22 protein-coding genes are annotated in these 23,603 nt (G+C 51.2%); 6 read left to right on the top strand and 16 right to left on the bottom strand.

Features of this window, described 5'->3' with window-relative positions; all coding sequences use genetic code 11:
• Positions 1–2 precede the first annotated feature (2 nt).
• From aroF to AC6I7T_RS07460, 8 genes are all read right to left on the bottom strand, one after another.
• Positions 3–1,079 carry a 3-deoxy-7-phosphoheptulonate synthase gene (gene aroF, locus AC6I7T_RS07495; protein ID WP_497792728.1) on the bottom strand — a complete coding sequence of 359 codons (1,077 nt, stop codon included), beginning with the start codon at positions 1,077–1,079 and terminating at the stop codon, positions 3–5.
• A gap of 619 nt (positions 1,080–1,698) precedes the next feature.
• Entirely contained in the window at positions 1,699–1,833 is a 135-nt protein-coding gene (locus AC6I7T_RS07490; protein WP_497792727.1) for a hypothetical protein, read from the bottom strand.
• Positions 1,834–1,858: 25 nt separating this feature from the next.
• Positions 1,859–2,635: a cytochrome c biogenesis protein gene (locus AC6I7T_RS07485; protein ID WP_497792726.1), complete on the bottom strand. Its 777-nt coding sequence runs from the start codon at positions 2,633–2,635 to the stop codon at positions 1,859–1,861.
• Positions 2,625–3,296 carry a heme exporter protein CcmB gene (locus tag AC6I7T_RS07480; RefSeq protein WP_497792725.1) on the bottom strand — a complete coding sequence of 224 codons (672 nt, stop codon included), beginning with the start codon at positions 3,294–3,296 and terminating at the stop codon, positions 2,625–2,627. The genes AC6I7T_RS07485 and AC6I7T_RS07480 overlap by 11 nt, the downstream gene beginning before the upstream one ends.
• Entirely contained in the window at positions 3,293–3,787 is a 495-nt protein-coding gene (gene ybaK / locus AC6I7T_RS07475; RefSeq protein WP_497792724.1) for a Cys-tRNA(Pro) deacylase, read from the bottom strand. Before ybaK ends, AC6I7T_RS07480 begins: the two co-directional genes overlap by 4 nt.
• Positions 3,784–4,452 (bottom strand): ABC transporter ATP-binding protein, encoded by a 669-nt coding sequence (locus tag AC6I7T_RS07470; protein ID WP_497792723.1) that lies wholly within the window; start codon positions 4,450–4,452, stop codon positions 3,784–3,786. The genes ybaK and AC6I7T_RS07470 overlap by 4 nt, the downstream gene beginning before the upstream one ends.
• A 136-nt stretch (positions 4,453–4,588) precedes the next feature.
• Positions 4,589–5,065 carry a cytochrome c maturation protein CcmE gene (locus tag AC6I7T_RS07465; RefSeq protein ID WP_497792722.1) on the bottom strand — a complete coding sequence of 159 codons (477 nt, stop codon included), beginning with the start codon at positions 5,063–5,065 and terminating at the stop codon, positions 4,589–4,591.
• A 737-nt stretch (positions 5,066–5,802) separates the two neighbouring features.
• A complete protein-coding gene (locus AC6I7T_RS07460; RefSeq protein WP_497792721.1) occupies positions 5,803–7,917 on the bottom strand; it encodes a M28 family metallopeptidase in 2,115 nt (704 codons plus the stop codon).
• A gap of 178 nt (positions 7,918–8,095) precedes the next feature.
• Here AC6I7T_RS07460 and AC6I7T_RS07455 point away from each other — a divergent pair, with 178 nt between their 5' ends.
• A complete protein-coding gene (locus AC6I7T_RS07455; protein ID WP_497792720.1) occupies positions 8,096–9,427 on the top strand; it encodes an MFS transporter in 1,332 nt (443 codons plus the stop codon).
• A gap of 23 nt (positions 9,428–9,450) precedes the next feature.
• Here the strand turns inward: AC6I7T_RS07455 and mscL are convergent, their stop codons facing one another.
• The 7 genes from mscL to AC6I7T_RS07420 form a co-directional block, all read right to left on the bottom strand.
• Positions 9,451–9,852, bottom strand: a complete 402-nt coding sequence (gene mscL, locus AC6I7T_RS07450; RefSeq protein WP_497792719.1) for a large conductance mechanosensitive channel protein MscL — start codon at positions 9,850–9,852, stop codon at positions 9,451–9,453.
• A gap of 75 nt (positions 9,853–9,927) precedes the next feature.
• Positions 9,928–10,248 carry a hypothetical protein gene (locus tag AC6I7T_RS07445; RefSeq protein WP_497792718.1) on the bottom strand — a complete coding sequence of 107 codons (321 nt, stop codon included), beginning with the start codon at positions 10,246–10,248 and terminating at the stop codon, positions 9,928–9,930.
• 88 nt (positions 10,249–10,336) lie between these two features.
• Complete coding sequence (locus AC6I7T_RS07440) at positions 10,337–10,648, bottom strand: permease (RefSeq protein ID WP_497792717.1); 312 nt, start codon at positions 10,646–10,648, stop codon at positions 10,337–10,339.
• A gap of 149 nt (positions 10,649–10,797) precedes the next feature.
• Positions 10,798–12,594, bottom strand: coding sequence for a VWA domain-containing protein (locus AC6I7T_RS07435; RefSeq protein WP_497792716.1), 1,797 nt, complete (start codon positions 12,592–12,594; stop codon positions 10,798–10,800).
• Positions 12,595–12,687: 93 nt separating this feature from the next.
• A complete protein-coding gene (locus AC6I7T_RS07430) occupies positions 12,688–14,475 on the bottom strand; it encodes a VWA domain-containing protein (protein ID WP_497792715.1) in 1,788 nt (595 codons plus the stop codon).
• Positions 14,476–14,838: 363 nt separating this feature from the next.
• Positions 14,839–15,897 (bottom strand): S-methyl-5-thioribose-1-phosphate isomerase, encoded by a 1,059-nt coding sequence (gene mtnA, locus AC6I7T_RS07425; RefSeq protein ID WP_497792714.1) that lies wholly within the window; start codon positions 15,895–15,897, stop codon positions 14,839–14,841.
• Positions 15,898–16,145: 248 nt separating this feature from the next.
• Complete coding sequence (locus tag AC6I7T_RS07420; RefSeq protein WP_497792713.1) at positions 16,146–17,594, bottom strand: aminotransferase-like domain-containing protein; 1,449 nt, start codon at positions 17,592–17,594, stop codon at positions 16,146–16,148.
• Positions 17,595–17,736: 142 nt separating this feature from the next.
• On the opposite strand from AC6I7T_RS07420, the gene AC6I7T_RS07415 reads away from it, so the two are divergent.
• Both AC6I7T_RS07415 and AC6I7T_RS07410 read left to right on the top strand, forming a co-directional pair.
• On the top strand, positions 17,737–18,717 hold the full coding sequence (locus AC6I7T_RS07415) for an IS5 family transposase (RefSeq protein ID WP_497792712.1): 981 nt from the start codon (positions 17,737–17,739) through the stop codon (positions 18,715–18,717).
• Between the two features lie 284 nt (positions 18,718–19,001).
• Positions 19,002–19,412 (top strand): OsmC family protein, encoded by a 411-nt coding sequence (locus tag AC6I7T_RS07410; protein WP_497792711.1) that lies wholly within the window; start codon positions 19,002–19,004, stop codon positions 19,410–19,412.
• A 361-nt stretch (positions 19,413–19,773) separates the two neighbouring features.
• Here the strand turns inward: AC6I7T_RS07410 and AC6I7T_RS07405 are convergent, their stop codons facing one another.
• Entirely contained in the window at positions 19,774–20,304 is a 531-nt protein-coding gene (locus tag AC6I7T_RS07405) for a hypothetical protein (protein ID WP_497792710.1), read from the bottom strand.
• A 316-nt stretch (positions 20,305–20,620) separates the two neighbouring features.
• Here AC6I7T_RS07405 and AC6I7T_RS07400 point away from each other — a divergent pair, with 316 nt between their 5' ends.
• The 3 genes from AC6I7T_RS07400 to AC6I7T_RS07390 all read left to right on the top strand — a co-directional run bounded on the left by AC6I7T_RS07400 (position 20,621) and on the right by AC6I7T_RS07390 (position 23,468).
• The gene (locus AC6I7T_RS07400; RefSeq protein ID WP_497792709.1) at positions 20,621–21,022 is read left to right on the top strand and encodes a hypothetical protein; all 402 of its coding nucleotides are present in this window, start codon (positions 20,621–20,623) and stop codon (positions 21,020–21,022) included.
• A 239-nt stretch (positions 21,023–21,261) separates the two neighbouring features.
• Complete coding sequence (locus AC6I7T_RS07395; RefSeq protein ID WP_497792708.1) at positions 21,262–21,933, top strand: carbonic anhydrase; 672 nt, start codon at positions 21,262–21,264, stop codon at positions 21,931–21,933.
• A 17-nt stretch (positions 21,934–21,950) separates the two neighbouring features.
• Complete coding sequence (locus tag AC6I7T_RS07390; protein WP_497792707.1) at positions 21,951–23,468, top strand: SulP family inorganic anion transporter; 1,518 nt, start codon at positions 21,951–21,953, stop codon at positions 23,466–23,468.
• The last annotated feature ends 135 nt before the right edge of the window (positions 23,469–23,603 follow it).

Genomic DNA, 23,603 nt, shown 5'->3' with positions numbered 1-23,603 from the left:
GCTTATTCAGAGACAGGGCTTGCTACTCCCACTTGCGGAGTTGTCACCTGAATGCTGCGAGGAAGCGACCGGTGCAGGATTCCTGCAATCTGGCCGATCTCGTCCATCAGAGTGGCAAACTGTTCCGGATAGATGGATTGCGGCCCGTCAGAGAGAGCCTTATCCGGTTGATGATGTACTTCTACGATAATTCCGTCAGCGCCGACTGCAATAGCAGCGCGTGACATCGGTGTTACTTTATTGCGTTTGCCCGTACCATGGCTGGGGTCGACCAGGATTGGCAAATGGCTGAGTCTTTGCACTGCAGGTACGATACTCAGATCGAGAGTATTTCGAGTGTGATCGGCGAAGGTCCGGATACCGCGTTCACAGAGGATTACCTGATAATTGCCCTCACTCATGATGTACTCGGCGGCCATCAGGAACTCATCCAGCGTTGCTGACATCCCACGTTTCAGGAGTATCGGCTTACGAGCCCGTCCTGCACGCTTTAGCAGTGAAAAGTTCTGCATGTTGCGTGCCCCAATCTGAATAACGTCGGCGTATTCCTCTACCAGATCGATGGTTTCGTGATCGATGGCTTCGGTAACGATTCTGAGACCAAAGGTCTCCCGAATCTCCGCCATGATGCGTAGCGCCTCTTCTCCCAGTCCCTGGAAGGCATAGGGCGAGGTGCGTGGTTTATAGGCTCCGCCACGGAAGAATTGGGCTCCTGCAGCAGCAACCTGCGCTGCGACAGTGAAAGCTTGCTCGCGGGTTTCTATCGAACACGGTCCCGCAATTACGGCCAGGTTCTTGCCTCCGATGGTGGCATCGGTTCCGGGAAAGGTAATGATAGTGTCTTCTTCCTTGATATCGCGGCTGACAAGCTTATAAGACTTGGAGACGCGGATGACCTCGGCGACACCCGACATCTCTTCGAGATTGCCACGGTCGACCTCTCCTTGATTACCTGTGATCCCGATGGCTGTACGCTGGGCTCCCGGCAATGGGTGAGCGCGGAATCCCAGGCTTTCAATGTGCTCACAAACTGCCTGTATCTCTTCCTGTGTCGCTTGCGCCTTCATTACTACGAGCATGGGAATACCCTCAATCGGAAGTGTACTGGTTTATGGAGGAAGGGGGCAATGTTAGAGCAATTCCGACGTTACGATGTCCGATCAAAGACGGTTAAGGTGCCGCTTTATCTGAAAGTGGTCTCGGGCCAGGTGGATACGGCTATGACGAAATTGCTCTAGAAGGGCTTCATCTCCATACACGAAAAGTCGTATGAGATGGATGCATTCTGGTGGCCGGTTGGTAGCTCGGCAAAATGGAGGGAAGAAAAAGCCAGACGTTCGCGCTAGGAGGGCGGGCCCGTCTGGCCTGGAATAAGAGCTCTATTCTCGCGGATTAACGCGCAGTGTTTTTGCGGGTCCGTGCTGCGACAATCGCGGGTGCAAATATCATGCCGACGAAAAGGGCGGCAATCAATAGATCATGCATATAGGCTCCTCAATCTGGACGTCCTGAATAGTCCACATTCGTATGGTCTGCTTATCGGCAGTGATGAGTGGAAGATTAGAGAAAACTTAAAAATAACGTGCCGTTTGGTGAAGAATCGATCAGCGGACGATTGTGTCCACCGAGAATCGGACGGCAAAGGAAGTTTGTAGCCCTCTACATCCAAGCTAAAGCCTAGCATTTAAATGCGAAAGGCTAGCTGTGAAAAAGCGTCTCCTGTTGCGCTGCAATTCTTTTTTGGGCCTTCCACTTTAATCCTAGCCAGGCGAGATAGCCGAGCTGGAAAACCCAGGTGACAATGTAGGCCAGAACCAGATGACGATGCGCCATGGAAAACTCCTTCGTATGGAACTACTTAGTTGTTGGTGATCTCTAGGTTTGCTTCCAATGCGTGCAAAGCTGCATCTTGTTCCAGCTTTTGCTTCTGTTTTTCCAGGGTGTAACGAATACCGCAGAGAAGAATACCCCAGGCAAACCAAGCTGCCAGATTCCACCAAACGGCGGGCCACATACTGGGATCTAGTCCTGAACCTTCACCGCCTCCGATCACAGGCGACGGATGTTGTGTCCTCCACCAACGGGTCGACATATACACGATAGGCACATCCAGATAACCAACGATGGCCAATACCGCAGCTAAGGTTTGCATCTGCGGACCGGCTGCAAAGCGACGGAGCAGGAGATAGCTCACATAAATCAGCCAAAGGACGAGTGTACTGGTCAGTCGCTCGTCCCAGGTCCACCAGATGCCCCAAACCGGTCTTGCCCATAGCGGACCGGTAATAAGCACGATGGTGCAGAAGACTACGCCGATTTCTACCGTCGATAGCGCGACGGCATCGGCAGCCAATGCCCGGCCGGGGTGTTGACGGCGGGAGGCGAGGTACACAATCGATGCCCCGAAATTGACCAGAAAGAACAAGAAGGCCAGCATTGCGGAGGCAAAGTGGTAATAGAAAATCCGCTGAATATCGCCCATAGTTGCTTCTGTTGGAGCGACATACATGGCCTGGTAAAACCCGTAACCGAGTAAACCCAGCGTCAGTAGAATCCAGAATGAGACAAGCGTCTTCATAGTGTTCCCAAAAGATTGATTACCCACCAGTCTAACGTGATCTGAATCACTCTGCATGCAGAATGGTGTCGAAAAGCAGCAGAGTCACGGTTGTGAAGATAACGTCATATCCCGCCAGCAACTTGATCCACAAACCGGGATCGGATTCCCCTGTCAGAATGGCGGTAGAAGCTTGCACCATGGCCAGGAGCGCCGGAATAAAGATAGGGAACAGAATCAACGGTAATAAGAGCTCTCGATTCCGGCTGCGGATGGACAGAGCTGCGAAGAAGGTTCCATTACTGACCAGTGCCCATGTTCCAAGTGGGAGGACCAGAAACAAAAGCCACGGATTTCCCACTGCCCGCAAATTGTAGAACATGACGAATAAGGGAGCCAGCAGCAGTTGCACGATACTGACAAAGAGAAAGTTGGCTAAGACCTTAGCTAGGAACAGGGCGGATGCCGGAGCAGGTGTCATACGTTGGGCATCCAGAACCTGGTGGCGCAGTTCCCGTGCCCAGGCCTGATTTAAGGCGCTGACAGAGGCGAAAAGGGTAGCCACGCAAAGGATTCCGCCTGCAATCTGCCGGGAGACCGATTGCGTAGGATCAAAGGCAAGACTGAAGAGCACCACCACGATCAGGGCAAAGAACAGCATGGAATTGACGGCATCTTTCGATCGCCACTCAATCTTGAGGTCTTTGAACAGGTGCGTCAGCAGATAGCTTTGCTTCACCCTGCATGCTCCCTGGTTGTGATGTCCTTGGTCAGATCGATCACAGTTGCTTCTGCAGCCCGAATGTAGTCTCCAGGAGAGATAAGGATCTGTGCTCCGCGTGCTCCCGCTGAGACGGAGATGATATCGAAAAGCTCCACGGTTTCGTCAATGAAGGCAGGATAGGGCTTCTTGGCGCCAAAGACCGTTACTCCTCCACGGATATAGCCTGTAAGCGGTTGCACTTCCTTCAGTGATACCATCTCAGCTTTTCTTACGCCGGCAGCTTTTGCCAGCTTTTTGAAATCCAGCTCGGCATCTCCTGGAATCACCGCAAAGAAATGTTCTCCAGTGCCGGATGTTGTAAGGAGAGTCTTAAATACTTGTTCCGGGGGCAGCCCAATCTTTCGAGCAACGTTGGTGGCGCTCAGATCCTCGGGATCAACCTCATATTCTTGCAGCGTGTAATGGACTCCCAGGGAATCCAACAAGCGGGCAGCATTTGTCTTCATGCTTTGTTCTCCGCGGGTGTGGTTGGTTGAATGCGCCCTGCCTTGAGAAAAACATATTCATCGGCGATCGGCTCGGCCAATTCCCGCTGGTGTGTGGTGATGACGATTGTCCGGTTTTCGCGCCGGAACCGGCCCAGTAACTCAACCATTTGGTGCGCGCTGGTAATGTCCATATTGGAGAAAGGCTCATCCAGCAGCAAGAGTTCGGGCTCAGAGATCAAGACGCGTGCCAGAGATGTCCTCTGGCGCATTCCTTGTGAATACTGTCCGACTGGGCGGGTGAGTGTTGGATCCAGACCAACGGCTTTCAAGGACTCTTCGGGAGCGAGGCAGCGACGTTGTCCGTAGAGACTCGCGAAATACGCCAGATTTTCTACCCCGGTTAATTCGTCATAAAGCATGGGGGCATGGCTCATGTAGCCGATGCGTTCCCGCTCCTGATGCGGCGAAGAGCCGTCAAAGACCTCGATTTTGCCATAGCTGGGATAAAGCAGGCCTGCCATCAGCCGGAGAAGCGTAGATTTGCCAGCTCCGTTTTCACCTAGAAGCACATAACAGCGTCCAGGCAGGAAATCGATCGTTACCTGCTTGAGCGCTGCAAAGGTGCCGAAAAGTTTTGAGACAGAGGCCAGTCTGGCGATGTGCTGCGTTTGTGCTCCTTGCACGATACCTTCGTCTTTCGGATATCTAGAGCAATTCCAGCATCACCACATCCAGTTTCGATTTGCTGCGGGCGGCCTTCATCGATGGAAAGCTACAAGATTCTTTATGAATCTTGTGTACAGCGATGCTGGACTTGCGTTAGTTCGAGCCGGCGCTTGCGGCAGGGGGTGTTGCCTCTGCCTGTTTTTGCGGCGCAGCAGTCGTAGAGCCGTTTGGTTGTGCCGGGGCATATTTGGAGGCGCATTTTGCTTGTAATTGGGTTGCGTGAAACACCCCATCGCGTCCAAAAGTTCCTACAGCGAGAGCTTGTGCATTGTCCTTAAAAGTGTCCGGCGGTGGTTCCGATCCCTTATATGAAACTCGCAACGTCCGGTTGTTTTCTACCAGGACAAACTGCGTATTCGTTCCGTTCCGCTCAATGGAGCCAGGTTGAACATTGCCGGCTACACGCAGATGCCGTGTATAGGCCTTGTCTCCCATGCCATTCAATTCTTGAATGGTGACGTAGTAGCTCTTATTCGCCTGGACGCCGCTGATGGCCAAGTAGGCAATCGTGCCAAGGATGACCACTACTGCTATACCGATCCGCAAGCCTTGTTTGCCGCTGGTATTCATCTTCTCCACCATACGAAGGGTTGATCTTCTGGTCAAGGAAATGTGTGTGTTCTATCACAATCTCAAAGAGAAAAAGGAATTCTCTTGATCTCCGGTGGAGGGCTTATCCCTGGATCCACTTGCGGGATTCTGAACCGGACAGATCTTGGTTTCAGAGAATCCAACTAACTTTTGGTAGTGAGCATTGCTTGTTGGGGGGCAGTTTCCCCTTTGATGACTGCGATTTTTACCGGAGCTGTTTTGCTCGGGTTCGCAGCCGGAGCCTTTTCTGGAAGCGTTTGAGGCTTCCGGTTTCCTATTCGTGTAGCAATCAAGACTGGAAGAACTATCACGCCAACGAGAACCAAAACCAGAAGTAAGTCTTGCATTTCCAATACACCCCACAGCCCCATGCGGTTATTCCCACATGGTCTCCCTTTAAACTTTGGTTAAAGATTGATCAAAATGTAGACCGGAAAGGCAGTAACTATCAATACAACAAAAGTGCAACGTCAATTGGGTGTAAGTACATCAACATCCAGTTTCTATAAAAGAAAACTGGAAGAGATGAGCTTTATTTCGTTTAAATGTAATGCCTTACCAAGATCTGTGACAAGGGGTCAAATTTGGCACTACTAATCTTGGATTACTTTCTTGTTATCGGCAGGAGGTGCTGGATCTTTAGAGGCACGATTTGAATATCTCCCCCTAGATAGTTGCAGTCAGGGAAGTGCTCCACTGTTTTCGCAAGCTCAATGTCACTGCTGCAAGGTAGTTGCGGCACGATTCAAGGCTGCCGCAAGCTGCTCCATCTGACTTTGCGCTATTGCTTCGTTGCGAGCGTCGATTGCTTCGTTTACTCCGGGAATTACTACGGCGGCATAGCCGGTATATTCTCCGGGAGCAAAGATGGCATGTCGATACCAAGGACGGTTGGGCAATCCTGAAGGGAGAAGAAGATCGCTTTCTGCCCGTCGCAAGGCTGCATTTAGGGATTCTGGATTGGCTGGAACAGCAAGTTGTCTTTGCTGTACGGACTCAGCAGCGTGAAGAAATGTCTGAGCTGCAGCTTCTGCAGCGCTGAAATTCAGGCGGTTGAGTTTTGCGGCGGAAGCCTTGTTCTTGGCCATCTCCAGGTATGAGACGATTTCCTTCCCATATGTCACGTAGTCGTAGGGCAGGACAGTTGCTTCGGCCATATGCAAAGCTTCCAGGCCCAGAACTTGTGCCATCTCCCGCTCATAAACAAAACTTGGATCGGCATTCTTGATGAACCATTCGTAATTGTCGAAGACAGAATGGTAGACACCATATGCACCCTGAGATCCAATATCGGTGGATGGAACTGCGGCGTGTTGCAGAAATGGAGTGAAGTCCGATCCGCTACCAAGAGTGCCTACGTGTATGTCGTCGCTGCTTGTGGAACTATCTCCTCCCGAGGTCTGCGCTGCATGCTCATTCCTTTGCCAGGCCTGGTATACGGAGTTTCCCGTTGGGCTGGGCACCTGTTTGGTTACATCTTGAAGGAATCTCTTTAGCGAAGGTACGGCACTGGCGGAAAAAGTTGGACCGGAGACGCCAACGTCGACGTTGAAATAAGCAACAGCATGGGCTAATTCCTTTTCATGCTCCTCAGTCCATTCGGTTGAACCGATGAGGCCTTCTTCTTCTCCGTCCCAGCTGGCAAAGATGATCGTGCGCTTTGGCTTCCACCCATGCTTTAGAAGAGATCCAATTCCGTGCACCGATTCGAGCATGGCTGCTGTTCCACTGTTGGGATCTACCGCACCATAGGCCCAGGCATCGCGATGATTCCCTACGATTACCCATTCTTCTGGATATCGAGATCCTTTGATTGTTCCAATGACGTCCCAGATAGTGCGTAATTGATAATCCTGTTTAAGAACCAGATGGATCTTCACTCCGCCTGGTCCGAGATGGTAGGTGAGAGGTAGTGTCCCTTGCCAGGAGCGCGGCGCGACAGGACCTTCCAGATGCTGCAATATCGGCGTTGCATCGTGATATGAAATCGGTGTAGCCATGATGTTCGGCTGACTTGAAGCCCGAGAGGCAGGAATGCGTCGGGAGTCGGGAAGCTCGGGAGTAGAGGCGAAGCCGGGAGTTTCTACATCGCCGGGATATTTGAACATGTATTGTACGGAACCACGTTGTACTCCGGTTTCTGGACGGTAAGGCCCAGAGGGATAGGTCCTGCCGCGCGAGTAGCCATCGTCTGCCGGATCGGAATAGATAAGGATTCCCGCTGCTCCGCGCTCCTGTGCGATATAGGCTTTTACCCCGCGGAAATTAGCTCCATAGCGCACAAGAACGATCTTCCCTTTAACATCGATATGTAAGGATTCAAGTGTCTGGAAGTCCTCGATCCTTCCGTAGTTTGCGTAGACAACATCTGCGGTGATGTCTCCTGAAGCAGAAGAACTATTAAAAGGGAGGACAACGCGCGGATCGTCCTGGAAGGGATCTGCTTCGACATGCTCTTTCGTTGGGCCTAGCATCAGCAACTTCCCATCCGCATCGAAAGCTTCAATGCGAATTTCTTTGGGAAGATTGAAGTAAACCTTGTAGGGAACAATTTGTGTTACCAGACCGGCGATACGGAATTTCGATGCAACGTATTGGGCAGTTTCGTAGTCTTCTTTCGAACCCGCAATGTGCGGTGCTGCCGTGAGATTCTTCAGATGCTCTCCGGCTAGTTTTGCACTTGGAATTTTGAGAAAAGCGCGATCGATTTTTTGCTGCTGAGAAAAGTCCCGATAGCCGAAAACACCTGCAGTAGGACTCTGCGCTGAGGAGAAGCTAAGAAAAAGAACGTAGAAACAGCAGAAAGCAGCAATGCGTCGAAAGAGAAACAAGTGTAGCTCCTCTTCTATCCGAGTAAAAAGCTCAGCTTACACTATTGAAGAGGCGGGGAGACCTTCCCGCCAGCGGAGCCATTCTTCTGGCCGGAACACTTGTGATTCGTCTCCGGCAATGAAGAAAGAAGCGAAGGCGTCTTAAATAAAGGAGAATTGCTCCACCAGCCTCATTGTTATGCAAGAAAATACGGAGTCGACAACTGAAGCACGTGTAGGCTCGGGCTCAATTTCAGCTGCCGCGGAACCGGCTGTAAATCCCGCTGAAACTGTTGCTGGGCTTACGAAGAGAAGTAATTCTTTGCCGCAGATCATCCGTGCTCTGCATAACAGGAATTTCCGAATCTTTTGGGCCGGAAACTTTACTTCGAATATCGGTACCTGGATGCAGAACGTGGCGCAGGGATGGCTGGTTCTGCAACTGACCAATTCTTCCTTCTGGTTGGGGCTGGTCGGCTTTGTCGGTTCTTTCCCTTTTCTGCTGTTTACGTTGTTTGGTGGTGTGATTGCGGATCGGGTCAATCGACGCTATCTGCTGATATCGACCCAGAGCATCATGATGATTCTGGCTTTCATTCTGGCGGTACTGACCTATCTGAAGGTGATCACGATTGGGCAGCTGGCTTTGCTTGCTTTCCTGACAGGAACAGCCATGTCAATGAATGCCCCCAGTTATCAAGCCATCGTGCCGCAGTTGGTCGAGCGCGAGGATCTGCCGAATGCCATAGCTCTGAATGCCGCACAGTTCAACATGTCGCGGGTTTTGGGCCCAACGCTCGGCGGTTATGCCATGGCATGGATCGGTATGGCGGGAAACTTCTTCCTGAACGGCCTTAGCTTTTTGGCTGTGCTCGTCTCGCTCTTTCGGATTCACTATCCTCCGCCTCCGAAAAGGGATCGGCATAAGAGTGTTCTGCAGAGCCTGAAGCAAGGGTTCCGATATGTTCGCCATCAGCAGCAGATGTTTGCGATTGTGGGCCTGGTCATGTCTGCCAGCTTTTTCCTTATGCCCTTCCTCACCTTTATCCCGTACTTTGTACGCAACGATCTGCACGCTTCCGAACGTGGCCTTGGCTTGATCATGGCCTGTTCGGGAATTGGAGCCTTTCTTGCTGCCGCTGTTATTGCTTCACGTGGTGTTTTACGGCATCGGGGGCGTGTCATTGTCTTTGCCGGGCTCTTCGTCATGAGCGCAGCGATTGTCTTCTGCTATTCGAAGACCTTCTGGCTCTCCGCGGCGGTGTCGTTTTGCGAAGGGTTCGGGATGATCATGACGATCTCCACGGTGAACGTGGCCATGCAGCAACTGAGTTCGGATGAGATGCGGGGCAGGGTAATGAGCATCTACAGCACGGCTTTCCTGGGACTGCCGCCCTTGGGTAGTCTGGTGGCCGCCGAACTTTCACGGCATATCCCTACCGAGCATGCCATCGCCGCAATGGCAGCGATGGCTATGCTTTTTTACCTGGGATTCTTTTTCTTCTCGAAGCCGCTTCGCGATCTGGATTGAGCAGGTCTTCCAGGCTGCAAAAATCAGGCAACCGGTTGTGCGCAGTGTGCACAGCGCTTTGCTGCTATCGGGATATCGCTCAAGCATTCAGGACACTGTCTGGTGGCCGGCGCGGCAGGAGTAGCTGGATGAAGACGCCGCATCAGAGCATTAATAGGAAGCACAATTCCGAAATAGACTGAGCCTCCTATCAGCAGAAAGGCAATGGCAGCATTCAGAAAGTTGCCATATTTGATTTTGCCACCATGTATTTCCAGTACCAGATAGGAGAAGTCCGGTTTGCCGACGGTAGCGGCAAGTAACGGGTTGATGATATCGGCAACGAGTGAATTCACAATCGCTGTAAAGGCCGCGCCGATAATCACCGCGATAGCAAGATCGACGACGTTCCCACGCATGAGAAAGTCGCGGAATCCTTTCAACATGTGTCCTCCTTCAGGCTACTTCGTGTGTAGGATGCCAATTTTATCCATATTGTGATAATTGTCCACAGTCGATCTTTATTTGTGGAGCGAAAGAGATACGTTCTGTACCGCGGCTTCGGCTTTACACTCGGCCCTGTGAACAAAGACAAATCTGGCATTAACAGCTAGAGTGCCAAATGCCAGCAAGCTCGAAAAAAGTAACAGCGAGCGACTTCGTTTGTCCAAACGTAATAGACGAATGCCCATCGCCAGAACGAAAGCTGCAACCATCGCAAGAACGGTGAGGGATGGCCGGTTTGTGCAGATACTCGCTTGAGGGCCAACAAGCAGTGCAACGGAGGCTCCGCAGGTTGCCAGGGACAGTAAAAGTGCCACTCCAGACTTGCGCTGTGACATGATTTTCCAGACTAAAGCATTTCCGGCTTTCGCGTACGAAGAAGGAGCAATGTGTCTCGAGTTGCCATCTCAAACAGACTCCCCATCTCTATCGCGACATATCTTCAAGCAGCCATCCTGCGTAGGGATAGAAGAGCAGAAAGAGAATCATGACCACGGTCAGGATGTCCATGTAGACAAGCAGCAAGACCCCGCCATGATAGAAGCTCCAGCGCGCCTGGAGACAGCGGACCGTTTCACCTGTGCCATAAATAGCAAAAATAGCGGGCAGCACAAGAAGAGGTGCCTTGTGGCCTTGTGGGAATCCTGAAAGGTAGAAGGCTAACGCTAAGCTGAACAGCACCACTGCGGTACCGCGTGCAAGCGAGCGGGATCGGAGACGAAAAACGGATGTAGTCATTGGGGAAGGAATGACCTTACAGCAATAGTGTAGCGTAGCCAGCCGCGGTAGGACGAAACCCGCCATTGTCCGTTTCAGGCGATATCTTTCAGCGAAAGCTACTTCTGGAACCGGTGCCCGGCTCGGCCAGCTCTGGTGGTTGTACGAATTTACCTGCTGCTAGTTTGCTTCGCTTGAGACATGTCATCGTGTGTGATTTCGGATTGGTCTAGCAGAATTTCCGTTGTTCCTGTCTGGTTGCTGGATTGATCGATTACTCCTAACCTCAGATGTGTTTTCCCGAGGGGCAGGTCCAGATCTGTATGGAACGGAAGTCCCTTGCTGAGAACCATCGAATATAGATCGGGAGAAAGGTCTATCCGCAGATCTTTAGCAACGGAATTGAGCGGCTTGCCTGTCGCATCGTATCCGACCATCGAAACCACCAATGCTCCATGGTGAAAGCCATCCGCTGAGGTACTGGTAAGTACATTGTGAATATCGATTGCCCAGTCTACTGAATATCGGAGCAGAGGCCCTTTGAGGTTTGAGCCATTGCTTCCATTCCGCGAGGAAGCTTTGCCGAGATCGGGCTGTGGACTCGACGGACGAACCCGAACATTGAAAATGATTTGAGTTGCATCGGGAGCTCCCAGGCGCATAGCCGTCTGGAAGAGAGCATCTTTGTGCTGCGAAGCGCTTTCCTGTGGTGCATGCGGGTCGCTGGCAAAGTAGCCGCGCCGGTATGCAAGAGTCGTATTGGGAGAATCTATCTGTATGGAAATCTTTCGATATTGACCGTCATATTTCCTATTCGAAGGAGTGTAAGCAAGCCGGTAATAACTCGCGCCTGCACGAAGAACGTGGATGAGAGCGGCTTTGAAGTCGTTGGTATGGATCTGAGCCTCTCCTCCCGTATTCCTTGCAATCACGTTCATCGTGGCGTTTTCTGCCGTTGTCTGTTGGAAGAATTTTTGATTCTCATCGCTGAAGGCCGAAGAATCCCGGAAATATCTGGATCCGTTCCGCCCGACGTTATAGACGGGGGAGGCCATTACTCCACGAGCATCAATCGGATATACGGCAATCTGGCTGGAGGCCAGCAGATTAGTAGTTTCCCGAATGGCTTTTGTGTATTCGCGAACGGCAGAAAATGGAGAGGGCAGGCTATTATCAGGATCGATGGCTACAGGGAAAGAGCCTGAGAACCAGATGATGTTTTTCCGGCCTGGGAACGCGTTCAGATATGCGCTTAATTCTCTGAACGCTTCCAGGGTATATCCAACACGCGTGTCGGTTTGAGTGGCCTCCACGTCTGCTTCGAACTGTTTGATCTTTTGCACTATCTCTTCCAACCTCGGAGTGCTGCGTCCAATGTCTTGAATCTGTGTGGACAATTTCCGTTCTAGTGGTTCCGGCAGGAGGTTGGGTGGATTCACTGCTGCCTGGGTACTGTGCAAAGCCTCTTGCAGGATTCTAGGATCGGAGCTGAAGCCCTGTAATAACTGCAATTTTGAACTTAACGTGAAAATGGCCATCGGATGGCCGGAGGGGATGTACTGGAGGAAATTGAGCATCTGCTGTCGAACGTAGGCCTGATTCTCCAAGGGGGTGTTGAGCGCGTCCATGAGCAGGACATTGATGGAATCTGCCGAAAGAGAATCCGGAAGATTCGTGTGGACGTCCTCGGGTATCGGCTCTCGTGCTTTTGCCTGTGTGGAATTGTTTCCCTGATACGCCGCGAAAAAGCTGATCTGCTGAGGTGTTCCATTCTCTTGTATGTGGAACTTCTCTTTGGTTAAGCCAGTAACAGGATTACCTTCACGATCAGTTACGACAACATCCACGATCACGTTTAGGGCTTTGGCTTTTAATGTGATTTGAGAATCGGTGCGGTTCGTTGTTTGTGCTGAACAAGCTATTGAGAAAGCTAATAGAAATGCAGCAAAAATATAACCCAAGCGCATTGGCCCCTCACCTGAACAAGGAACCCTAACACATTACTGAAACATATGTCACTAAGCCAGATTGAAGATAGAAGCTCAGAATCCAGGATGTTGTTACTGTGGTTTGCTGGCCGTCTCCTTGTTGATTGGCTTTACCTGAGTCAGTGGAATTTCCAATGTTCCGGATTTATCCGCGGATTGATCGAATATCCCGAGGCGTAAGAAGTCTTCTCCCTTGGGAAGGTCGATATCCGAATGATAGGGAAGCCCCTTCTTTATGAAGGCCGCATAGTTAGCCGGAGAAAGGGTCAGCTTGAGGTTCTGTGTTGCAGAATTGAGAAGTTTTCCGTCAGGGTCATAACCGACCATGGCAACCATAAGTGTGCCATGACGCACTCCATCCTGTGTCAAAGTGAGATTCAGGTTGTGTAAATCGATTGCCCAGTCTACCCAGTAACGAATGAGAGGACCCTGAAGCTTTACTCCAGGGTCGCTATTGCGCGAAGGTTCTTTAGTGAAGTCGACAGGAGGATTGGCTGGTTGCACTCGAACGTTAAATACGAGTTGTGTGGCATCGGGTGCGCCTCTTCTCATCGTGACGTGAACGAAGTTAGCGGTTTCAACGTCCGTACTCTGGTGAGATTTATTGGGATCCATGGCGAAATAACCACGCCGGTATGCCAGCTTTACATTTGGAGCATCCAAGTGAAGCGCTATCTTGCGGTAGTTGCCGTCGTATTTGTTGTCGGAGGGAGTGTATGCGATGGTGTAATAGGTAGATCCGACATGGACGATGTGGCCAATGGCTTCCTTTAGTCCATTGGTGTTATAGATAGCTTCCCCTCCAGTGCTCTGGGCGATCTGATCCATCGCCGCATTTTCGGCGGCCTTTTTTTGAAAGGACTTCATCGTCTCTTCTGCAAATGTCGAGGGTTTTCTTACATATCGGGAGCCACTATCGGCAATATTGGTAGTCGATGAGGTCATCAGGCCGCGGCCATCTACCGGATAGACGGCGATCTGATGTTGTGCCATCAGGTTTGTTGTTTCGCGAATTTCCTTATCGTATGTCCGCGATGCCGAGAATGGATTCTGTAGATTTGAGTCAGGCTGAATGACCAGGGGAAAAGAACCGGAAAACCAGATAATGTTTTTTCTGCCCGGCATGCCACTCAGATAGGCACTGAGTTCTTTGAAGGCTGACAGTGTATAGCGGACCCGTAGGTCTGTCTGAAAGGACTCTATATCGGCCTCGAATTGCTTCAGTTGTGCAATCTGTGCCTCAAGGACAGCGTTTTTCATCTCCCCGCTATCTTCAAGCGATTCTGAGATCTTCTTGTCTCCCTCTCCAGGCAACAGGATGGATTGCCGTGAAGAGGCTTTCTTGCTGTTCAGGGCTTCTTGTAGAAGTTGAGGATCCGAGCTGAAGCCTTGGAGCATTCGTAGTTGGGAGTTGAGTGTAAAGATGGCAAGTCGGGTTCCCGGTGGAAGCTTCTTGAGGAAAGAGATCATCTGCTGCCGTACATAGAGCTGATCCTTCATTGGTGTGTTCAGCGCATCCATCAGAAGAACATTGATAGAGTCCGAGACCTGTGAAAAAGGATAGTTCGTATAGATGTTCTGAGGGAGCGTAGGACGAGGCTTTGCCTGTGAAGGATCGACTTCGTGATGCGGTTCAAAGAATCCGATCTGTTGCGGCTTTCCGTTTTCTGTGACGTGAAACTGCTCTTTGGTCAGACCTGTAACCGGATCCCCGTGCTTATCCGTGACAACTACATCAACGATAACAGTCGATGCCTGAGCTTTAATTGTGATCTCAGGATTATTGGTAGCGGCTGTTTGGGCAGAAGACGTAAACGTCACAGCGGAAAGCAAAAGAGCAAACGTCCAACGAGCGTGCATCGAGTCTCCTCAAGCTATGAAGAAACCCTAACATGAATAGGTTGGGAGTGGAATAACTTAAATTTATTGAACTATTAAAGCATTTCTCACATAGGTATACATTTGCCAAGAATGGTGAAGTGCAGCTTCCTTTGATAGAAAGCTGCCAAAATCTTTGCGGTCAGGATCACACTTGAGCGAGGAATACACTAACAGCGGAGTGAGCTTATATCTTGCTCGTTCGGCTCGTATTCGCAAACGCTGGCAAAGCTTTCAAGGCTTGTATTTGTTCGGGACTACTTTGAGAGCTGCTGCAGCTTCAGCTACCCCACTCCTTGTCGCGTTTGTGCGTATCTCCGAGTGGGGCAGCGCTGCCTGGATCATTTACTTCGTGGCGACGGCTAATTCGCCTTGCTTGAGTGCTTCATCGTACGGCGCCTTGAGAACTCCACGCTCGGTGATGATTGCTGTAACGTAGCGGGCCGGAGTGACATCAAAGGCAGGATTTTCAATACCCACACCATTGGGCGTTAGCTGTTTCCCTGCATGATGAGTCACCTCAACTGCCGGTCGTTGCTCAATGGGAATGGCATCTCCGGTTGGGGTCGCGGTATCGATTGTCGACCATGGCGCGGCAACATAGAAGGGTATTCCATGTTCCTTTGCCAGGACTGCGACGCCATAAGTCCCGATCTTATTGGCCACATCTCCATTTGCGGCAATACGGTCTGCTCCAACGACTACAGCTTGAATCTTGCCTTGACGCATGAGGCTGGCTGCCATGTTGTCGCAGAGTACTGTCGTAGGAATTGAGTCATGCATCAGTTCCCACGCTGTGAGACGTGCTCCCTGAAGGAACGGCCGGGTTTCATCGGCAAAGACATGGATGTTATGTCCCCGTTCCACCGCTGCCCGGATAACACCAAGGGCTGTACCGTAACCACAAGTGGCCAAGGCCCCCGCATTGCAATGGGTAAGGACTGTGCCAGATTGGGGGAGCAGTGCCGCTCCGTGTGCACCCATCGCCTTGCAAGCAGCAATGTCTTCGTCGTACATGGCATTGGCTTCGCTGATTAAGGCTGTGCGGATCTCATCGATAGTAATATCCGGCTTTGCCGCCAGAGTTTGAAATAGTTGACGCATCCGCTCAATAGCCCAGAATAGGTTGACTGCTGTGGGTCGAGTGGAGGCCAATGTTTTCGCGATCGTATCGAACTCCGGACGGAGTTCCTTCACCGTCTTTGCCTTGGAGTGTTGAACTCCGAGAGCAACACCCATAGCAGCGGAAACACCAATCGCGGGGGCTCCGCGGACGATCATCGTGGTAATGACGTTAGCAACCTCTTGGTAGCTGGTGGCTAAAACGTAGGTTTCTTCTAGAGGCAGCTTGGTCTGATCAAGGAAGCGGACGCCTGTAGCGGTCCATTCAAGGGTCGGAATCATACAATACTGAGTTTACTATTTGCGGTCCTTGCCTGGAGGAATTAAGGGCTATCTAATTGAATGGAGAATACTTACGAGAATTCTGTATCCAACATCAAAATCTTGACCTTCCGGAGCCAGCAATACTCAATGGATCAGACGTGCCGGGCCTGTCTTTAAACCGCTCTATTCCTTCCAAACAAAAGGCGTGATTTCCGAGACGGGCAGGATTGATCGTACAGGGGTTGATTCTGGAGTTTTTTCCGCCTTCAGGCCATCGTACAGGCAAGGGCTCCGACCGTCTTGAGGGCAGCTTCTACCTGTTCCGACCAGAAAGCGGCATTGAGCCGGATATAGTTCTTGAACGCATCGTCTAGTGCAAAGATTGAGCCTGGGGCTACGCTGATTCTCTTCTTGAGAGCTTCTTCGTACAACGTATGAGAATCGATTGAATCCGGCATCTCAACCCAGATGATGAATCCTCCTTCGGGTCGAGTAACCTTGCTGCCTTCTGGAAAATAACGAACGATAGCGTCCCGCATTTGTGCGACTTGCTTGCAATAGGTTCGACGAATAGCTCGCAAGTGACGATCGTATCCCCCGTTCATTAAGAATTCCGCAACGGCGAGCTGGGTGGGAGATGCCGTAGCGATGTTGAACAAGGTTTTGAGCCCTTCAACTCGCCGTTGAAATCTGCCGGGAGCGATCCATCCGATCCGGTATCCAGGTGCCAGGGTTTTGGAGAAAGATGAACAAAGAAGAACCAGTCCCTTTTCATCAAAGGCTTTGGCTGCTGTGGGTCGTGTCGGTCCGAAGTGCAGCTCTCCGTAAACATCATCCTCGATCAGCGGGATCTCGTGTTTTGCCAGGAGGCGGACTAATTCCTTTTTCTTCTCATCTGGCATCAATGTACCCAGAGGATTATCGAAATTCGAGATAATGATGCAGGCGTGAACCGGGTTATGGGTAATTGCATAGCTGAGCACCTCCAGATTTATTCCTTCGCGAGGAGCCGATGGGATTTCAAGAACCTTGAGTCCCAACCATTGAATGGAATTCAAAAACGTGTAGAAAACCGGGGAGGCGACAGCAACTGTATCGCCGGGCCTGCATGTTGCTTGTAGTGCGAGTGTGATGGCTTCTATACAGCCTGACGTAACGAGGATGTCGTTGGGTGAAGCCGGGCATCCGGAAGTGATTAGTCTCTTCGCGATCTGTGTACGCAACCTTAAGCTGCCACAGGACTCGGTATAGGAAACGCTCTCAACGGGAAATCGCCGGGCTTGCGTGGATAACATGCGGTTCAGCTTTTTGATTGGCAAGAGATCAGGATTAGGTGTTCCCCGTCCGAGCGGGACCAGCGAAGCATCTGAGATATTGCGTATTATTTGCACCGGAACTTCACCGAGCGTCACGGGGGTTGGTGTTAATTCCTTGCGCATTTTCCAATGCGGCACCGACTTGGTAGGCTCCGGAATCGGCACGCGGACGTAGTAGCCCGACTGAGAGCGTGCCTCGATTATCTGCATATCTTCCAAATGCGCGTAAGCCTGCATCACGGTGTTGATACTTACACGCAGCTGACGACTCAGTTGCCGGATTGAGGGAATGCGATCGCCAGGACGGTACGTTCCATGCTCTATAAGGTTTCCAATACTGGCGGCAACCTCGTCGTGAAGCCACAGCTGTCCGGCTTCGAATTCGAGCTTCGTGCTCATGCGAATGATTGTATGCCGTGTATATAGGCCCATCAAAAGATACAGTTGCCCACACAAATGATGGTTACAGTTAGGGAACCTCTGAAAAACTAGCCGAACCAGGAATGGAGCGGATAAAGTGAAAGAGGGGAGAAGATCACGGATGCAACAGATGACATTGGCCCATCAAGCAGAGTTCCAACGTTATGCGAAGAAGACACGGCGGGAACAGTTTCTGGAAGAGATGGAGGCGGCGATGCCATGGAGCGAACTGCTGAGACTGGTTGCACCGTATTATTCGAAGGGAGAACAAGGGCGCAAACCTGTGGGTCTTGGGATCATGCTGCGGGTCTACTTTTTGCAGCAGTGGTTTGCTCTGTCGGATCCAGCAGTGGAAGACGCGCTCTATGAATCGGCAGTGATGCGCCGCTTCGCCGGAATTGATCTGGGCCGAGCGCCGGCGCCGGATGAAACCACGATTCTCAACTTCCGCCACTTATTGGAAGCCCATCAACTGTGCGGGCAGATGCTGGATACGGTGAACCTGTATCTGGAGAGCAAAGGTATTCGTATCAGCACCGGCACCTTCGTGGATGCGACGATTATTCACGCACCGACCTCGACGAAGAACGAGAAGAAAGAGCGCGATCCGGAGATGCATCAGACCAAGAAGGGAAATCAGTGGTACTTCGGAATCAAAGCCCATATCGGGGTGGATGCGAAAGCGGGCATCGTGCATTCGCTTTGTACGACAGCGGCTTCGGTCTCCGATGTGCATATGCTGGGGGACTTATTGCACGGGGAGGAGAAGAAAGTCTGGGGAGACGCGGGCTATCAAGGACAGAGCGATAAGATTCACCAAGCCGCACCGGGAGCACAAGACATGACCTCGCGGCGAGTGAAAACCAAGGCGGGTGTGGACGAAGAGCAAAAGCGCAGGAATCGGAGCAAATCGCGGGTGCGAGCCAAGGTAGAATGGCCCTTCCGTATCCTCAAACGTATCTTCGGCTTGGTGAAAGTTCGTTATCGTGGCTTAAAGAAGAACCACGAATGGTTGTGTGCTGCCTTTGCCCTGGTCAATCTTTATCAGAACCGTAAACGGTTGGCGAAGATCAACCAGCGGCTTGCCCCTCAAGGGGCGTAGTGTGTCCACTGGAGGTCTTGTGCACCTCCAGTGAACAAAAACGAGAAGAGGAATCACCGCAGAAAACGCTGCTTTGGGTTGGTTATGTTAAAAACTTAGCCCGCTACTTAGTAACTCAATGTTTTTCAGAGGTTCCTTAGGTTTTTCCTAGCGGGCGTTGTGCGTAAGAATCCAGCGAGGTGTATCTGTTCCTACTCCACAAAGAACTTTAAACTTCACACTGGATCGTCACATTGAAAGCGATCAATACACAATTTCATAAGGCTTGAAGCAAAGGAGAATTCATGTACAGCGCACGGATAACTAATCGGGGTACGTCGAAGCACTATGCCAATACAAGACATGGAGAATTCGTTATCGATACGACGGGTGAGGGATCAAATCCAATTGACACACTTCTAGCTGGACTCTGTGGCTGTATCGGACACGAAATCAGAGATGCTATGACCGCCGAGCGGATAGCATACACCAGCTTTGTCGTGAAAGCAGAGGCCGATCTTGCGAAGGACAAGACCAGGTTGTCTGATATTTCCGTCTCCATTGAGCTAGATGGAGTCCATCTTGATGACAAGGCGAAAGCCAATCTCATCGCGGCAGCCGAAGGTTGCAAGATCCGCAACACGCTGAAAGCCAATTCGCAGGTCAACATCTCGTTAACTGCCCAAGGGGGAACACACAGTCAGGGTGCAGCGTAGCAAAACTGTATTGCAGGCATTGTCGCGACCGGTAAATATGGCACCAGCCTAACCAGATCGTGAGCAACGCACCAGCCATTAACTGCCACACAAGGCGCATCTCGCCCAGTGTGGCAGTTGAGGAAAGCAGTTGGCAAACCCCTACGGGATCTGTGGCTTGCTCTTATTCTGCAGCTTGTCCAGAGCGTTGCCAGCGCTGTTTGGGAAAGCTCGACACTATCCATGGCAATGAAGAGATTCCCTTCTATCTTCTCTTTCTCTCTTAAGTCCACGAGTTTTTGCTGGCGTTCAGGTAACGGTCAGAAGCGGCCGAGTAATCTGGAGTAGGTAGCTGTTAATTGCTGTCACTGTCTGGCCATTCCTACGATGGCTTCAGGCGTGCTCCGCTCCATTCTAGATAAGAGTGCCAATCTTTTTGTCCCGGAACGCGAATCTGGAATTTCCCCGAAAGGATTGTGCCGTTGAGTTCATAGCTGAGTCGAAACTGTGGTCCGGATTGTGTCAGGGAGGAGAGCAGTTCTAAGCTCGTTGCTGTTGGAGTGGAGACTTCATAATGAATTACGTGCCCTTCATTATCAAAGTAGATTGCCTTTAGCGGCGCGCCCTGGCCCTCTTGATAGATGTACAGCAGATCACTGTGTTCGCAATTGAAATCAGCTGGTCCTTTACATTGTCCAGAGTAGTTGCTGTGACGGGCTAGTATGTGATTGTTCAGTTCTGCCTGAAAGGTGTAGGTTCCTGTTGCTGCTACTCCCGCTGCTCCTTGAGCTTTGGCCTCCCATGTTCCCTGAATGAAGCTAAGCGCTTTCCATGGGTCGTTCTTCTCCTGTACCGTCTGAGCGAAGAGGGAAGGGGTGAGAGCGATTGCAACGATGAGGGCCAGCACCTTCATAGTTAGTGTCCTTTCATTATGAAAACTGATTTCATTTGACTGCTCTTGCTACATTGCCCGATTGTGAATGGTTTTCATTGCTTCAGTAGAGCGAAGGTCTTTCTCAGAGGAGAGATCTCTTTGTACCATTCAGAATAGCGATATTGTGACGCATATTGCCCTCCAGTGATCGAATATTAGTTTTTCGAGTGATTCATATGAATTTCCGAAACCATTTCTGGTATAAGATCGTCTAAGAAGAGCAAACCGAAATTCCCGCAAGTACTCACAGTTGGCGGGAATTTGCTGTATCAGAAAGATTTCCTGGATAATCACAATGCGTATGCGCGCCCAAATTCGAGCCTGCTTTAGCTGCGGTGTTTTTCCGTTGCTGATGCTTGGATTGTGCGCCTTCTTTGTGACTCCCCATAGCAAGAGCGTTCACGCTCGTGTTCCTACCTCCCGTTCCATTCGTTCAGCCACACGTTCTAGCGAAAGTTATTTGATCGTAGATCGTCATGAGGGAGAGGGTGCACAGTCGGCTGCTCTATTGGGGCCTTCCGTCGGACACAAGGATCATCCTCCAATCTCTGGAGACGCTCCTGTTGCTTTGATTGTAGCGAATGGTCTCCATTGGACCTTTGCTGCACCCGGTCTGTTACCCAGAGGGAACTTGGATATAGATCCAAGTAATCCCAGTATTTCCATCCGTGTTCCTCGTGGTCCTCCTTCCATTTAGGGCATTTCCCGCATAGGCATAGACATCGCTGAAAGCTTGTGAAGAGCGGCTTTCTTGGCGGAAAGCCGCGTAAGCTTCTGAGGCTTGATCTAAGTGCTTGCGGAAAATGCTCCAGCTGATTCCTCTCTTTACATACTGTTCGTTTCACGAAAGATAGCGCCCGTTTGTGGCCATGCCACAGGTACGCCTCTGTGTCTCTACAAGGAGACTGGGAGTGTGTCTGTTTCGAGGAGTCGTATATGGAGTCCTTATTGAAGGGGTATGAGCGATTTTGCTCAGAGGTCTTTCCTCACAGGCAAGAGTTATTTGCTTCTCTTGCGTCGTCGCAGCGTCCTGAGACGCTCTTTCTAACCTGCTCGGATTCGCGCATTGTTCCCGACATGGTTTTGCAGACTCAGCCGGGAGACTTGTTTATCTGCCGCAATGCCGGAAACATTGTGCCTCCTTACGGGGAAACTCACGGCGGTGTTTCGGCGACGATTGAGTATGCTGTCTGCGCTTTAAAGGTGAAGCACCTTGTCGTTTGCGGTCACTCTGATTGCGGTGCGATGAAAGCCGTTCTGGAAAACCACCATCTGGAAGGAATGCCGAGCGTCGCAGCATGGTTGCGGCATGCTGAGGCAGCAAAGCAGATGTTGGACTACGACGGTGTAAACGGCGCAGGCCGGGAAGAAAAGTTACGTGCTCTCATCCGTGCGAATGTCATTCACCAGTTGAATCACTTGAGAACTCACCCATCTGTTGCCGCTGGCTTACAGAGCGGAAGGCTGGAGTTGCATGGGTGGGTCTATTCCATTCACTCCGGAAAAATAGAAGCTTTTGACGCTGAGATGGCTCGGTTTGTGCCCCTAGAAACACAGCGTATTCCAAAAGCTATTGTTCAACCCCGACTGGAGTTGTTGTCGGCTTGAGTGCCAAGGAGGGAAAGATGAAAAAGAATACGCGCGATATCTGGGTGAAGGATTTCTCCGCATCGATGGTGGTCTTTCTGGTGGCGTTGCCCCTGTGCATGGGGATTGCTATTGCGTCAGGACTTCCTCCGGCTAAGGGGCTACTAACCGGGATTGTGGGAGGAATTATTGTAGGTGCATTCGCTGGATCTCCGCTTCAGGTAAGCGGTCCAGCAGCGGGATTGGCCGTAATTGTTTTTGAAATTGTTCGTGAGCACGGCATCAGTGGTCTCGGGCCCATTTTGATCATCGCCGGTCTTTTTCAGCTCGTTGCCGGGTTGTTAAAAGCGGGACGCTGGTTCCGCGCCATATCTCCCGCTGTTATTCACGGAATGTTGGCCGGAATCGGGGTTCTCATTGTTCTTCAGCAGTTCCACGTCATGCTGGATAACAGTCCGAAGAGAAATGGACCGGAAAACTTTCTGGCAATCTTTACTGCGATCAAAGAGGGGATCTTTCCCCTGAATGGGAGCAGCGAAGAGTTTGGTTTGATCGTCGGAATCATCACGATTGCCGTCATGGTCCTGTGGCAGAAGTATCGCCCCTCGGCCCTGAAGCTGGTTCCTGGAGCGTTGCTGGGAATCGTCTTGGCTACCCTCACTACGCAGATCTTTCATTTCCCACTTAAGAGGGTAGATGTTCCATCCAATCTGATGAGCATCGTCGATCTGCCAAAGTTGAGCTCCCTGGGGTCATTGGATTGGGGTGGCATCTTAACCACGGCACTCGCTGTTGCATTTATCGCAAGTGCTGAAACGCTGCTTTCTGCTGCCGCAGTGGACAAGATGCAAAACAGGGTCAAGACGAACTATGACCGGGAATTATCCGCTCAGGGAATTGGCAATATTCTGTGCGGATTCCTGGGAGCGCCACCGATGACCGGAGTTATTGTACGCAGCTCGGCAAATGTGCAGGCTGGAGCGGAGACACGCAAATCCGCCATTCTGCACGGTGTGTGGATTCTGGCCTTCGTCACACTTTTGCCCGGTGTATTGAGATTGGTGCCTATTTGCAGTTTGGCTGCAGTTCTGGTCTACACAGGAGCTAAGCTGGTTCAGATACAGCATCTGCGGCAAATGTCACGTTTTGGACGCGTGCCGTTACTGATCTATGCCGCGACGTTGTTGACCATCGTCGGCAAGGATCTGCTCACAGGTGTTCTTGTTGGCGTGGGGCTCTCTGTGGTGAGCTTGATCTGGAAGGCTACACATTTGACCGTAGAGGTTGTACCTCTTTCCCGGGAGAATCATTACCGTTTGATTCTGATCGGATCGGCCACCTTCCTCAAGATCCCACAGATTACGGCTGCCCTGGATCGGGTTCCCCATGGCTCGGTAGTCCATGCAGAGATCGACCGGCTTTATCACATTGACCACGCCTGCCTGGAATTGCTGGAGAGCTGGGCAGCAAGGCATAAAGAGCAGGGAACAGAGGTCCGTATCGAGTGGGAGGGGCTGGAACAGCGTTATTGGCTCTCACGCCAGGAGGCCGCCTAGATGGGATTGATAAAGGATTGCAGCCGGACGGTAGTGGCGTCGAAGGGAGGGCCACTGCTGCCGAGCTGCAGCGGGAAATCACAGGGGCATGTGCATCTGTAGTTTCCTGTCATAGAAGTACATTCACAGGGCGCA

It is taken from the genome of Humiphilus diazotrophicus, assembly GCF_059726315.1.
The sequence above is the reverse complement of the archived record's forward strand: the minus strand, read 5'-3'. Positions and strand labels throughout refer to the sequence as shown.